This is a genomic window from Salibacterium salarium (assembly GCF_030813635.1).
GTDB lineage: Bacteria > Bacillota > Bacilli > Bacillales > Marinococcaceae > Salibacterium > Salibacterium salarium.
The window spans coordinates 481,078-495,196 of sequence record NZ_JAUSUM010000001.1; the positions used below are offsets into that span (position 1 = coordinate 481,078).

The 14,119-nt window shown below is 41.0% G+C and carries 13 protein-coding genes; 12 read left to right on the forward strand and 1 reads right to left on the reverse strand.

What is annotated here, in order from left to right; translation table 11 throughout:
* Positions 1 to 7 precede the first annotated feature (7 nt).
* A complete protein-coding gene (locus J2S78_RS02250) occupies positions 8 to 1,069 on the reverse strand; it encodes a tripartite tricarboxylate transporter substrate binding protein (protein ID WP_306895828.1) in 1,062 nt (353 codons plus the stop codon).
* Between the two features lie 379 nt (positions 1,070 to 1,448).
* Here J2S78_RS02250 and J2S78_RS02255 point away from each other — a divergent pair, with 379 nt between their 5' ends.
* The 12 genes from J2S78_RS02255 (at position 1,449) to J2S78_RS02310 (ending at position 13,961) form a co-directional block, all read left to right on the forward strand.
* Positions 1,449 to 2,222: an IclR family transcriptional regulator gene (locus J2S78_RS02255; RefSeq protein WP_306895830.1), complete on the forward strand. Its 774-nt coding sequence runs from the start codon at positions 1,449 to 1,451 to the stop codon at positions 2,220 to 2,222.
* Between the two features lie 18 nt (positions 2,223 to 2,240).
* Positions 2,241 to 3,089, forward strand: coding sequence for a citryl-CoA lyase (locus J2S78_RS02260; RefSeq protein ID WP_306895832.1), 849 nt, complete (start codon positions 2,241 to 2,243; stop codon positions 3,087 to 3,089).
* Complete coding sequence (locus tag J2S78_RS02265) at positions 3,086 to 4,525, forward strand: aldehyde dehydrogenase family protein (protein WP_370871497.1); 1,440 nt, start codon at positions 3,086 to 3,088, stop codon at positions 4,523 to 4,525. Before J2S78_RS02260 ends, J2S78_RS02265 begins: the two co-directional genes overlap by 4 nt.
* Before the next feature lie 4 nt (positions 4,526 to 4,529).
* Positions 4,530 to 5,300: a type I 3-dehydroquinate dehydratase gene (gene aroD, locus J2S78_RS02270; RefSeq protein ID WP_306895835.1), complete on the forward strand. Its 771-nt coding sequence runs from the start codon at positions 4,530 to 4,532 to the stop codon at positions 5,298 to 5,300.
* Positions 5,287 to 6,291: a zinc-dependent alcohol dehydrogenase gene (locus J2S78_RS02275; RefSeq protein WP_306895837.1), complete on the forward strand. Its 1,005-nt coding sequence runs from the start codon at positions 5,287 to 5,289 to the stop codon at positions 6,289 to 6,291. Before aroD ends, J2S78_RS02275 begins: the two co-directional genes overlap by 14 nt.
* A 2-nt stretch (positions 6,292 to 6,293) precedes the next feature.
* On the forward strand, positions 6,294 to 8,057 hold the full coding sequence (locus tag J2S78_RS02280) for a thiamine pyrophosphate-binding protein (protein WP_306895839.1): 1,764 nt from the start codon (positions 6,294 to 6,296) through the stop codon (positions 8,055 to 8,057).
* Positions 8,058 to 8,096: 39 nt separating this feature from the next.
* The gene (locus J2S78_RS02285; RefSeq protein ID WP_306895841.1) at positions 8,097 to 8,915 is read left to right on the forward strand and encodes a sugar phosphate isomerase/epimerase family protein; all 819 of its coding nucleotides are present in this window, start codon (positions 8,097 to 8,099) and stop codon (positions 8,913 to 8,915) included.
* Positions 8,916 to 8,939: 24 nt separating this feature from the next.
* Positions 8,940 to 10,139 carry a CaiB/BaiF CoA transferase family protein gene (locus tag J2S78_RS02290; protein WP_306895843.1) on the forward strand — a complete coding sequence of 400 codons (1,200 nt, stop codon included), beginning with the start codon at positions 8,940 to 8,942 and terminating at the stop codon, positions 10,137 to 10,139.
* A gap of 155 nt (positions 10,140 to 10,294) precedes the next feature.
* Positions 10,295 to 11,566 carry a hypothetical protein gene (locus J2S78_RS02295; protein ID WP_306895845.1) on the forward strand — a complete coding sequence of 424 codons (1,272 nt, stop codon included), beginning with the start codon at positions 10,295 to 10,297 and terminating at the stop codon, positions 11,564 to 11,566.
* A 58-nt stretch (positions 11,567 to 11,624) separates the two neighbouring features.
* Positions 11,625 to 12,188, forward strand: coding sequence for a shikimate kinase (locus J2S78_RS02300; RefSeq protein ID WP_306895846.1), 564 nt, complete (start codon positions 11,625 to 11,627; stop codon positions 12,186 to 12,188).
* Positions 12,189 to 12,347: 159 nt separating this feature from the next.
* A complete protein-coding gene (locus tag J2S78_RS02305) occupies positions 12,348 to 13,304 on the forward strand; it encodes a sugar kinase (protein WP_306895848.1) in 957 nt (318 codons plus the stop codon).
* Positions 13,305 to 13,322: 18 nt separating this feature from the next.
* Positions 13,323 to 13,961, forward strand: a complete 639-nt coding sequence (locus tag J2S78_RS02310; RefSeq protein WP_306895850.1) for a bifunctional 4-hydroxy-2-oxoglutarate aldolase/2-dehydro-3-deoxy-phosphogluconate aldolase — start codon at positions 13,323 to 13,325, stop codon at positions 13,959 to 13,961.
* Positions 13,962 to 14,119 lie beyond the last annotated feature (158 nt).

A 14,119-nucleotide genomic window follows, 5' to 3' on the forward strand; every position in this document is an offset into this window, starting at 1 on the left:
TCTTTACCTACTCCTCTTCTTCTACTCTAGGAATATCAAATTCCTCAGGAGATACTTCTGTTTCCCCTGTATCATGTAGCATCCAAGTTGAAGTAGATTGGTTTTGTTCGAGAAATTCAATTGCTTCTTCTCCGTGAATATTCATAGGTTCCACTCCAAGATTGTCGAGCGTTTCTTGAAACTCTTCATCCTCTTGTGCTGCTTCAAAAGAAGTTGTCAGTTTATCCATAATTGGTTCAGGTGTATCTTTATGAGCAAAAACTCCTTGGAACGGTCCCCATGGTAAATACTTTTCAAATTCAGGATAAGGTTCTGTTATAGGTGGTGCTTCTGGGACAGCGTCTAATGATTCATCGTTAATGACAGCAAGCATTTTAAAGTCACCTGATTCTACATATTCTTGTGCTGCTGATACAGCAAGAACAGTAGCATCAATTTCGCCTCCAAGCAATGCTGTCGCTAAAGGACCGTCTCCATTATAAGGAACTTGGTTGAATTCAGTGTCAAGCTCAGCCTGCAGCATCGAACTTGCTACGTGAGGGAGACCGCCTTCACCGGATGTTCCCATTGTAAGCTCACCGGGATTTTCGCTTGAATAGTTAATTAAATCTTCTAAACTATCATATTCAGAATCAGCACTCACAACGATTCCAGCGTAACTTTGCCCAATAATAGATACTGGTTTGAAATCGCTCAAGTAATCACGTTCTGATATCCCAAGTACTTGATAAAGGTTAGGGTTTTCTGCTCCGAAAAGCAATGTATATCCGTCGGCAGGTTGATCATATACATATTGCGCACCTGTGGCGCCTGAAGCACCTTCGCGATTTTCCATAACGAGCGATCCGCCGAGTTCATCTTCTACTAATGGAGCGACGGTTCTCGAAATATTGTCTGTTGCTCCACCTTCGCCCCATTGTATAACTCCATTGATATCTTGTTCAGGATAATTAGAGTAATCTTCTTCTCCTGACGTGTTATCTGATCCGGAGCTGTCTCCTCCTCCACAAGCTGTTAGTAATAGAGGGGTTAGTACACATAACGTGTACCCAAACTTTTTTAGTTTCATAAATATTCCTCCTTTATTTTAACTGAAAAAATAAAAATTTCATTAAAGATTGAAAAATTCAAGTATATAAGTGCTTTGTACGTTCCTCCTTTCCGTTTCTATTTTCCCTGAATGCTTAAAAGGTTTAAATGAAATCGGTTACAATAATTTGTAATCTCTTTTCACTTAAAGTTTCATTCAGTGGAATTCAATATTGTTAAGTGGAACTTTATTTATAGAAATTCTATCAGACAGTTTTGTATCTGTCACCAAAAAATATAAAAAAATTTTAAATTCAAAAAAAACTTGAAAATAATATAAACGTTTATTAGAATAAAATAAAAGTTCCATTAAACGAAATCAAATTCCACCAGATAGAACATTCGAGAGGAGGGATAATATGGAAAATAATGAATCTCCTAAAGGAATAAGGACATTACAGCGAGCGATTGATATTCTGCATTGTTTCCAGGAAGAAGATAGAGAGCTGACATTGACGGAGATATCACAAAAAATTGAGTTAGCTAAATCGACAACAACAAGATTGTTATCAACGCTTGAATCCAATCATTTTGTGGAAAAAAATCCGATTACTTCAAAGTACAGGTTAGGAAGACAGCTTTACTTTATTGGGCATCTGGCGGGTCAGTCGATTGAACTTAGACCGGTAGCAGAGCCGACAATGAAACGTCTTCGTAATCAAACAAAGGAAACCGTTAACCTTTATGTTCTTGATGGAAACTATCGAGCCTGTGTTCAACAATATGAAAGTACACAATCTGTTAAGCACATGGTTAGTATTGGGCAAAAGCTTCCTTTAACTGTAGGAGCCGGTGGTAAAATGCTGCTTGCCCATCAAGACAAGGACTTTATAGACGAAGTTATAGCTGAACAACCAATATTTCACAGCAAAGTAGATCTGAAAAATGAACTAAACACTATTGTTGAAGAAAAATTTGCAGTGAGTGTAGATGAAAGAGAGATGGGTACGTCAGCAGCATCATCTCCTGTGTTTGATATAGATGGTAATATTACAGCTGCTTTGTCAGTATCTGGTCCATCAAGTAGATTCAAACCAAAAGAACTTCCAGAACTTAAAACATCATTGACGGCAGCCGCTGTAGAAATTTCAAACAATCTAGGATATCCATATCATTTTAGTAAATCCGAATAAGAGTAAGGAGGTCAAAATATGTCGGGCAGAAGCGCACTCGAGTCATACAACCAAGGAGACGGCTGGTGGCAAACGGAAATCAGTCAAATCAAAAAGAACGAAGTAAATATACGCGGTTACAAAATGGAAGAGTTAATTGGAAATATTTCATACCCACAAATGCTGTATTTGCTCTTATGCGGAGACATTTTAGATGAAAAAAAGGCTGCATTATTTGAAAGCGTTTTAGTAGCAGGAGCGGATCATGGACCTCGAGCTCCTTCTATTGCAGCGGGACGGATGGCTGCGACATGTGGTATTTCCTTTAATTCTGCAGTTGCTACAGGGATCAACGTACTAGGAGATTCTCATGGGGGAGCAACAGAAAAAGGAATGGAGCTACTCTACAAAACATGGAAAGAAGCAGAACAGAATGATCAACGTATTCAAGACGTGGTAGGAGCACGGCTTGACAATATGCTTGCTAATAAGGAGAAACTACCCGGTGTTGGCCATCAGCTGCACGATGATGATCCACGCGTTCACAGGCTTTATAACTTAGCAGAACCGATGGTGGAGGAAGGTACGATATCTGGTGTTTACTTGCAGATTATGGAGGAATACCGAAGCCAATTGGCTGCAAAAAAGAATCGTATCATAACAATGAACATTGATGGTGTCGCAGCAGCCATTCAATGTGAAATAGGACTTCCTGCTGAAGCAGCTAAAGGAATATTCTCACTGTCACGCGGGATGGGAATTGCAGCCCATGCTTATGAAGAAATGAAAACAGGTGTCCTAGTGAAAGGTCCATGTCCTAATGAAGAAGAGTTAGTGAAATATAACGGCCCACAAGCTCGAACTTTAACAGGAGGTGAATCACCATGACTATGAAAACAGCAACATTACTTATTAATGGAGAATGGGTGACCGAAAATCGTGAAAAAGCATCTGTGTTTAACCCATATAATGGGGAAGTTGTAGGAGAGCAAGTGATGGCAACTGAATCAGACACTGAACGTGCTCTAAAGGCAGCAGTCGAAGCAAAACAAGAAACGAAAAGTATTCCGGCACATACACGGGCTGACATTCTTCATAAAGCTGCTTTCTTGTTAAAAGAACGAAAAGAAGAATTCGCGAACCTGTTATCCAGTGAACTAGGGAAAACTTTAAAGAATACAAGAGGCGAAGTGGAGCGTTCGTTAGAAACGTTGCAACTTTCAGCGGATGAAGCGAAGCGTTTAATGGGGGAAACCCTTCCAGGAGATGTGTCTTCACGAGGAGAAAAAGCACATGCATCGACATATAAAGTTCCGGTGGGTGTTGTTGCTGCCATTACTCCTTTCAATGCACCACTGAACTTGATGGTTCATAAAATCGGGCCGGCGTTTGCAGGAGGAAATGTCGTTATCTTAAAACCGGCTCCACAAACCCCGCTTATTGCACACGCATTTGTTGAACTATTGCTTGAAGCAGGATATCCTAAACATGCTCTTCAAGTCGTATACGGTGGTGTGGAAGTAGGGCAGAAAATCGTCGAAGATTCTCGTACAAATCTTATCTCCTTTACTGGAGGTATTAAAGGAGGCAGTGACATTTCCAAACGTGCCGGCATGAAAAAAGTGCTGCTCGAACTAGGCGGAAACGCTGGAACAATCGTTCACAAAGATGCTGATATCGAGCGAGCATCAACTCTTTGTGCCCAAACAGGTTTTAGCAATTCCGGTCAAAGTTGTATTTCGGTCCAAAGAATATATGTGCACGCGTCTGTTTTAGAAAGCTTCAAAGATAAAGTGAAAACAAAAGTGGAAGCATTAAAAATTGGGGACCCAGTTGATCCAGATACAGATGTTGGTACACTCGTCGACGAAAATGCTGCAGCGAGAGTGAAATCTTGGATTGAAGAAGCTGTAGAAAAAGGTGCCGATATACTAACAGGTGGTGGTTTAAATAAGGCGTCGTTAGAACCAACTGTCCTATTTAATCCTCCTAAAGAAGCAAAAGTGGTATGTGAGGAAGTTTTTGGACCAGTCATAAGTATCATTCCTTATGAATATTTGGATGAAGCGTTGGCAGAAGTTAATGATTCTGATACGGGGCTTCAAGCCGGCATTTTTTCAAACAACTTGTCAGTCATTCAAAAAGCGTCGCGCGTGTTGGATGTTGGCGGTGTTGTTGTAAATGGAACATCTAATTTCCGGTTGGATCATTGGCCTTATGGCGGTGTAAAAAATAGCGGTATCGGGAGAGAAGGGCCGCGGTATGCAGTCGAAGAAATGACGGAGATGAAAATGATAGTACATTTAGAAAGTGGAGAGGAGTAATAGTATGAGTTCTAAAAGTGTGAAGGTTCGAAATGTAACTTTAGAAGGCGGAACACCATCCATATGTTCTCCATTAACCGGAAAAAATGAAGCGGAGCTGTTAGAAGAAGCGCAGGCCATTTTTGAGAAAAAGCCGGACGTCATAGAATGGCGCGTTGATTTTTTTGAAGCAATTGCAAACACAGATGCTGTTATAAATGCCGCTGCTACGTTACGTAACAAACTTGGCGACATTCCTATTCTTTTCACGATTCGTTCAGAAAAAGAAGGTGGACAACGCATTGGTATGGATGAATCTGCAAAAGTGGAACTGATGACAAAGGTTTGTGAATCGGGACATATTGATCTTATCGATTATGAGACAGGAAATAATGAACAAGATATTAAGAAAATACAAAAAGCTGCCCAGCAGTATAATGTGAAACTTGTCCTATCTTTTCACCATTTCACCAAGACACCTTCTGAAGAGGAAATGATGAAGAAATTACAACAGGCAGCAGCGTATGAAGCAGATTTAGGGAAAATAGCGGTGATGCCGGAGACGATGTCTGATGTATTGGCTGTCCTTCAAGTGACCCAGACGGCCAGTGAAGAATTGGAAATACCAATTATTACAATGTCAATGGGAGCAGATGGAGGGCTGACGCGATTGATAGGCTGGAAATTCGGATCTGCCATGACTTTTGCAGTAGGAAGTAAAAGTTCTGCCCCGGGTCAAATTCCTATCGAAGTGGTACGTCAATTGGAGGGATATTTGGGATATGACAACAAATAACCAGGCACTTGTTATAAAATCCCCCCAATCGTTTAATAAAGAGTCAGTCCCGATTCACCCGGAAGTAAAAGAGAATAATGCCAGAGTGAAAGTAGAATTCGGCGGTATTTGCGGCAGTGATTTAAGTGTCTATAAAGGCGTTATATCTCATGCTCGTTATCCTGTAGTAATGGGCCATGAACTTTATGGGGAGGTGGCAGAAGCAGATAAACATCACTTATTTACAAAAGGGCAGAAAGTCGTCGTACAGCCAAACATTGCCTGCGGAGAATGCGATTTATGCCGGAAAGGAAAAAAGAATATATGCCGTCATAAAGTAAGTCTTGGTGTTACAGATAACGGAGGCTTTTCCAACTATGTCGATGTACCTGTCACTAACTTGTTGGTAGTACCGGATGACATGGATGGAAAACTAGCAGTTTTAGCAGAACCATTAGCTGTGGTTGTCCACGCTTTTCGGAAAATATCGATAGAAGAGGGAGAAAGCGTAGCCGTCATAGGGTGCGGTACAGAAGGCATGCTATCCTCTATCCTTGCTAATCTGTTGGGTGGTGAAGTAAATGCGGTGGATATCAATCAAGAGAAATTGGATATGATGAAACGATTTCAAGATATCCACTCTGGTTCTCCTAGTATATTAGAAGAAGAGTATGATCACGTCATTGAAGCAGCGGGAACCCCGCCATCTGTGGAACAAGCTTTTGACATAGTGAAACCAGGAGGGAATGTCGTAATTATCGGTATAACGGACGGAGACGTTCACTTTCCTGCTAGAAAAATAGTCCGAAGTGACGCGACTGTATTTGGTTCTATTATTTATGATTTTCCGAAAGATTTTCAAAGAGCGTTTGATTTTCTTAAAAACTATCCTGACATGTTCACTCCAATTATTTCAAAGATATATCCTTTTTCTGACTATGAAGCAGCATTCGAGACCGCTCTTTCTGGCAGGGTTGGAAAAGTATTACTAGATTTTAACGAGGAGGAATAGACATGACAAAAAATTATGTTTCCGAACAGCTAGTAGATTATTTGGAACACAATAATGTCGAGCATATTTTTGGTCTTTGCGGGCACACGAATATTGCTGTACTGGCGGCACTTGAAAATAGTTCGGTGGATTTTATCGACGTACGACATGAGCAAATTGCGGCTCATGCGGCAGATGGATATGCTCGTGCCAAAAAAGAAACATCGGTTGTATTATCGCATCTTGGACCTGGTCTAACTAATGCAGCAACAGGTGTCGCTAATGCGGCACTTGATTCGATCCCTATGGTCGTTATCGCAGGAGACGTTCCATCCCATTATTATGGGAAGCATCCCCATCAAGAAGTAAATCTGCATGCCGATGCTTCTCAATATGAAATCTATCGACCGTTTGTGAAAAGAGCCTGGAGAGTTGATCGACCAGATTTGTTTCCAGAAATTATTGATAAAGCCTTTTCTCTCGCACAAAGCGGTCGTCCTGGCCCCGTTCTCGTATCGGTTCCGATGGATATTTTTTCAGCCGAAATGGATACCGAGTTATTTGAGCGGGTGAAGCAGAACAATAAAGATTTGACGAAGCCGTCTGTAAGTGATTCGAAGGCACGCGAAGTTGTTGAAAGACTGCTAGAGGCAAGTGACCCGGTTTTATACGTCGGTGGCGGTATCATGTTAGCCGATGCTGCAGATGAATTACGCGAACTGGTCGACCATCTCGGGATTCCGGTAGCTTATTCGTTAATGGGCAAAGGAGCTGTGTCAGATGACCATCCATTGACGCTTGGTATGACAGGATTCTGGGGAACGAAGTTTATAAATGACACTTGCCGGGATGCAGATTTGATTTTGGCCTTAGGTACTCGTTTTTCGGAAGCGGATTCAAGCTCGTGGTATCCAGAATATACGTTTGATATTCCGAAAACGAAGTTAATTCATATTGATATTGATTCCAAAGAACTTGGTAGAAATTATCCGGTAGATTTGGGGATTGTTGCAGATATCAAAGAGGCATTAATCGAACTAAACCGGGTTGCAAAGGAAATCGTTCCAGAAGGGCGTAAAAATAATAAAGCGGAAGAAGCAATCGCTGCGTACCGTGAAGAATTTTTCGGAAGAGTAAAAGAACATCAAAAAAGCGATGCATTCCCGCTACGTCCGGAACGAATCTTGGGTGATGTCCGAGCTGCTTTACCAAAAGATGCTTATATTACGACAGATGTGGGCTGGAATAAAAACGGAGTCGGACAGCAATTCCCGGCGTATAAAGCTGGAACCATCTTAACCCCGGGAGGTTACGCTACGATGGGATTTGGTTCATCTGCGGCACTTGGCGCCAAATTAGCCGATCCGGACAAGGTTGTTGTGTCGATGATTGGTGACGGTGGTTTCGGTCAGAATCCGTCGGTTATGGCAACAGCAGTATCAGAAAACATTCCAGTCATTTGGATCGTGATGAACAATAGTTCTTATGGAACGATTGCAGGTCTGGAAAAAAGTCATTTTGATACGACATACGGGACGGTTTTTCAAAGAGATGGAGAATCTTATTCCCCTGACTTTGCGTTAATTGCAAAAGGCTATGGGGTAGACAGTGTGAAAATTGAAAAAGCAGCGGACTTCAAACCGGCCTTAGAAAGAGCCATTCAAAGCAATAAACCGTTTTTATTAGACGTCAGTATGTTAAATGAACCTGTGCCAACAGACGGACATTGGAACATTATGGACATTTATTCACCGGGTAAAGATATAACCCATTCTTCTGTTAAATAAAGGGTAATAATAATGCAGAGAAGGAGGAGATTTATAACAATGAAACATCAATTTTCGCTTGCGCATTTAACAGTCATTGACTCACCACCTCCTGAAATGACTTATATTGCTGCTCGAGCAGGTTATGATTTTGTCAGTTTTCGACCCATTTATATGGGGCTTCCTGGAGAATCAAACTATGATCTTGCACGGAATAAAAGGATGTTTCGAGATACAAAGATGGCGATGAAGAATACCGGAATGAAGCTCCTTGACATCGAATTGGCGAAAATTTATGACGGTGTTGATCCTAAAAATTATGAACCAGCCTTTGAAGTAGCAGCGGAACTCGGTGGAAATCACGTACTAAGTAGTATTTGGACGGATGATCGTAATTACGGAATCGAACGTTTTTCTGAAATTTGCGAATTGGCTAAACCTTATGGATTAACAGTCGATTTAGAATTTGTTCCGATTGCGAGTGTGGTAGATCTTACAGGAGCAATGGAAGTTCTGCGTACAGCAAAACAGGAAAACTCAGGTTTAATGATTGATGTGCATCATTTTCACCGTGCAGGGCACAAGCCGGATGATTTAATGGATGTCCCTCGAGAATGGTTCAACTATCTTCATCTTTGTGACGCTCCGGTTGACATTCCATCATCGACAGAAGAGATGACGCGAATTCTACGAGAGGAACGATCGTATGTTGGAGAAGGCGGTATAGATGTAGCGAGTATCGTAGAACGATTGCCTGACATTCCATATTCGATTGAACTGCCAAACGTTAAAAAAGCTCAAGATTTAGGGTATGAAGAGCTAGCGCGTCGTTGCTTACAGACAGCTAAAGATTATTTGAATAGGCAAGTAAAGACGTAAAAGTATTAACTGGAGGTGAGATTGATGGCAGGAACACCACTTGAAGGAGTAAAGGTTTTAGACGTATCAACCATGATAGCTGCGCCATACGGATCGGTTTTATTAGGAGATTTTGGGGCAGAAATTATTAAAGTAGAAATGCCGGGAAAAGGCGATACTCTTCGGCACGTCGGACCATTTAAAGAAGATGAACCTCTACGCTGGCCCGGTCTGTCACGAAATAAAAAATCATTGACCTTGGATTTACACACAAAAGAAGGGGTAGATATATTAAAAAAATTGGCGTCCGAAGTCGATATTTTAATTGAGAATTTTCGCCCCGGTACGTTGGAAAAATGGGGCGCAGGATATGATGAATTGAAACGGATAAACCCAGAACTGTTAATGATTCGTGTATCAGGATATGGACAAACAGGTCCTTACAAAGATAAAGCTGGATTTGGAACACCGGCCACAGCATTCAGCGGTTTTACGTATTTACAAGGGTTTTCAGACCGTCATCCGGTGAGTCCGTCGTTTTCATTAACCGATTATATCACTGGAGTATACGTTGCTTTTGCAGCAGTTACTGGATTGTATCATCGGGATATGAGCGAAAAAGGATCAGGACAGATGATAGATATTGCTCTCTATGAGACGGTATTTCGAATGATGGAATTTCTCGTAGCAGAATTTGATCAGCATGGAAAAGTAAGAGAAAGGGCGCCAGGTTTGAGCGGTCACTCCAGTCCTGCAGGTACATTTATGACAAAAGACGGCCATTGGGTTGTACTAGTAACAAGCACAGATACAACATTTAATAGACTCGCAAAAGCAATGGATAGGGAAGACTTATTAGAGGACGATAGATACTACACCAACTCGGTAAGGTTGCAGCATGACGCGCAAATGAAGCAAATAGTGGAGGATTGGATGAAAACCAAGGACCGGGATGAACTCATGGATTTATTAGGCGACCACGGAGTTCCCGTAAGCCCGATCCTCAATATACAGGATATCTTTAATAACCCGCAATATCAAGCACGAGACAATATTATTGAATTGGAACATCCTCGCTTAGGGAAAATTAAAACACCAGGTATTGTCCCTAAGTTTGAAAAAACACCAGGCAGCGTCAGAAATATCTCACCAGACCTTGGAGAAAATAATAATGAAGTGTTATCCTCCATGTTAGGATATACAGAGGAAGAAATTTCTGACCTAAAAGAAAGAGGCGTTATTTAAAAATACATCGGTGTGGGCTGCCCATACCGATGTATTTATTTCCATCCAGAGAAAGCAGGTGAGAGACGATTTTCTTTACATATGCTATTCTTATTATTCTTTATTTGATTCATGAATTATGGGATCTAGCACTTCTTAGTTATATTTTGGGTGCTTTGGCTGTTGTTGTTATAGTTCGTACCGTAAAAAAAGCTCCACCGTTATACCGTTCGGTAGGGCTGGTATTTCTGTTACTCGGGCTGATTGTTGTGTGGACCGAGGATTTATTTTCTATGCAGTTACTGACGTATTTCAACTCCTTAATGGGACTATTGGCATTATTTTTTATTTTACCTTTTATGAATGCTGTGATTCGAATAGGTCTTTATGATAAAACATTGAGCCGGATGATTGGAATGAATACGAGCGACGTTGGGGCATTGTACAAAAAGACATCATTTGCGACTTATGTATTGACTATTTTTTTAAATGTAGCGACTGTTCCTGTGATCGTAAGCGCTGTTCGTAATAAGATCAGGAATTTTGGAACAGCTTTCTCGCAATCTTTTTTTACCCATAGTATATTGCGGCCTTATGCTCTTGTTTTATTTTGGAGTCCGACGGAAATTTTACTAGCTCTAACCCTTGATACAACAGGTCAAAATTATTTATTATTGCTGCCGGTTTTATGGTTGAATAGTTTGTTGTTTTTAGGAATAGATTGGGCATGGCACAAACGAAAGTGGGGGAGTATGGAATTGCATGATGCCAGCCACAATACTTTCTCTACAGATAATGGTCGCATGAAAAAGAAAGGGCTGGAGATGGGAGCTGCGATTCTAATATTTGTCGTTCTTGTATTAATTGGAAGCGAAGCCCTCCATCTAGGATTTCTTTTAGTCGTTACGATAGCGATTATCCCGTTTTCATTAGTGTGGGCATTAGCTATAAAAAAAGGCAAAATGTTCTCTACGCTTGGATATCATATGGCAAAACAAAATACGTCTAAGCTGCATGGGTTGTTCTTTCTGTTCTTATCGGCAGGATTTTTTGTAGAACTGATGCCATATACCCGTCCATTCGAATATATTAATACAATCATTCAACAAATATATACTTCTAACCTATATTTCTTGTTGTTTTTAGTGATAGGGATGTTTATTTTTGTGCTGGCTTTTGCTGGGTTTCATCCTCTTGTAACGATTGCTCTGTTAGTACCGTTTATAGACCCGTTTATACAAGAGCTAACATTCGGTTTGAGTTTAACAATTCTAAGTTCTGCCATTTGTACATTGATGATAGGACCATTTAATGTCACTCCGGCTGTATTGGGAATGTATATCAATATGAACCCATATAAAGTAAGCTTGAAAAATATAGGATTTGCGTTTTTATTTATGATGTGGAATATAGTGATGGCTTACGGAATCACCTTGATATTGCGTTGAATTTAGAATTTGGGTAGAATGAGAGATACTAATTCTAGGCAGAGAAAGAGTGTGTACTATGGAAAACGTACCGTCGCTCAGAGAAAGAAATATTGCCCTTATCGGTTTTATGGGGGTAGGGAAAACGACCATCGGAGAACTTGTCTCAAAAAAGTTATATCGTGATTTTATAGATGTCGATAAAGCAATTGAAGAGAAGTACGGCATGAAGATTCCAGAAATTTTTCAAGAAAAAGGCGAAACGGAATTTCGCAAAATCGAAAAAGAAACATCGATTCATTTGTGTAAAAACGAAAGGTTGAAGATTTTATCACTTGGCGGAGGGGCTTATGCTCAACCGGATATTCGCGAAGCTTGCATGAAATACTGCATTGTCATCTCGCTTGATTTGACGTGGGATTCATGGAAAGATCGTTTGAACTTGATTATCGACAACCGCCCCGTTTTACAAAATAAGTCAATGGAAGAAATTGAAGATTTGTTTCAAAAAAGACAAGGCGCATATGGTTATAATAGTTTTCAAGTAAAAACGGACTCTATGAATGAAGATGAAGTAGCTGAAGAAATTGTCAGCCTGCTGAAATTGGGATGGGAATGGTACCCACCTCATGCCGTAGACTAGAGAGCACTTACAAAAAAGTAAGGCTCTTTTTTTATAAGTCAATATTTATTGAGAAAGCGCTTCATTTATAAATTGACGATACCTTTATGTTGTTATACGATATAAGTATAAATAACAAAACGCAGTTTTATAATATAAAACGATGAAAGGGTGTTCGATATGGATGTTGTAACAATGGGAGAAACAATGGCGCTGTTTACACCCAATCAAAGCGGATTAATGAGATATGCCGTCTCGTATTCTCGTAAAATCGGCGGGGCCGAATCAAATATGGCGATAGGGTTAGCGAGACTTGGTCATCAAGCGGGCTGGGTCAGCCGTGTTGGTGATGATGAGCTGGGTAAAGCCATGCTCCACGTCATCCGTGGAGAAGGCGTAAATGTGGATAAAGTAACCATAGATCCAGATTCTCCGACGGGGCTGTATTTTAAGGAGTTCAGGAAGGCTGGTGATATTCGGGTGCAATACTATCGAAAAGGTTCTGCAGCCAGCCGGATGAGTAAAGAAGATGTGGATGAAGACTACATTAAGCAGGCATCTTATTTACATATTAGCGGTATCACACCTGCTCTAAGTGCATCGTGCAAAGAAATGCTGATGGAAGCAGTGAATACAGCGAAAAAAAATGATGTGACGGTTGTGTTTGACCCGAACCTTAGACGCTCGTTATGGAGTGAAGAAGAGGCTCGGAACACATTGCTTGATATTGCATCTAAAGTGGATATTATTTTGCCAGGAATAGCGGAAGGAGAATTTTTATTCGATACAAAAGATCCAGATGAACTGGGCCGTTTATTTCTGAAGCAAGGATCGAAAGAAGTGGTATTGAAAGCGGGCGATCAAGGTACATACTACTATAACCATGATTCGTCACAGTTTGTACCCGCATTTAAAGTAGACACAGTAGTAGATCCGGTTGGTGCCGGAGATGGTTTTGCAGCAGGTTACTTGTCAGGACTTATTGACGGGTTATCAGCGGAAAAAGCAATCGAGCGCGGCAATGCGGTCGGTGCACTTGTAACCCAGGCTGAAGGCGATGTTGAAGGTCTTCCAGAAATGGAGGATGTACAACAACTAGTGAACGATGATAATAATAGTGAAGATGTTCAAAGATAACGAGAAAGGGGCAGGACAATGACAACAATACAAGATATTAAAAACAATGGAATAGTGGCAATTATCCGTGGAGCGGATCCAGAATCGATTGAAGATATGGCAGAGGCGCTTTTGGAAGGTGGCGTCAAAACGCTTGAGATAACGATGGAAACACCTAACGTTCTGGCTGCGATTGAAAAATTGCGCAAAACATATAAAGATGAATTGATTGTCGGTGCAGGGACGGTGCTTGATCCTGAAACCGCGCGATCGGCGATCATGGCAGGCGCTCAATTTATTTTTGCTCCAACGGTAAATACGGAAACGATACAAATCGCAAAACGTTATGGAGTGATAAGTATACCGGGTGCGATGACACCGACAGAAATGTTAACCGCTTATGAGAGCGGAGCGGACGTGATTAAAGTATTTCCGGCTAATTTATTCGGACCACGTTATTTAAAGGATATAAAAGGACCGCTTCCGCAAATTCCACTAATGCCTACCGGAGGCATTACTGTTGAAAACCTTCATGAATATATTGATCACGGAGCTGTTGCAGTAGGCGTTGGAAGTGCACTTGTTAACACGAACAATCCGTGGAACAATGAGGAAAAAGCAGCGCTCACAAAACGCGCCCGTGCATTTACCGAAGCCTATCAAAAAGCTGTTCAGTAAGAAAAGGAGCAGGGGGAGTCACACCCTGCTTTTTCATATACGAAAGCGAAGCGGCTTTATCAAGTGCCGGCGGCTATTTTTTTATGCATTGCTTTTGTATTGACGATTGTTGAAGGTATTCAAGTTGTTGATTTCCCGTATTATATGACCATTTAACA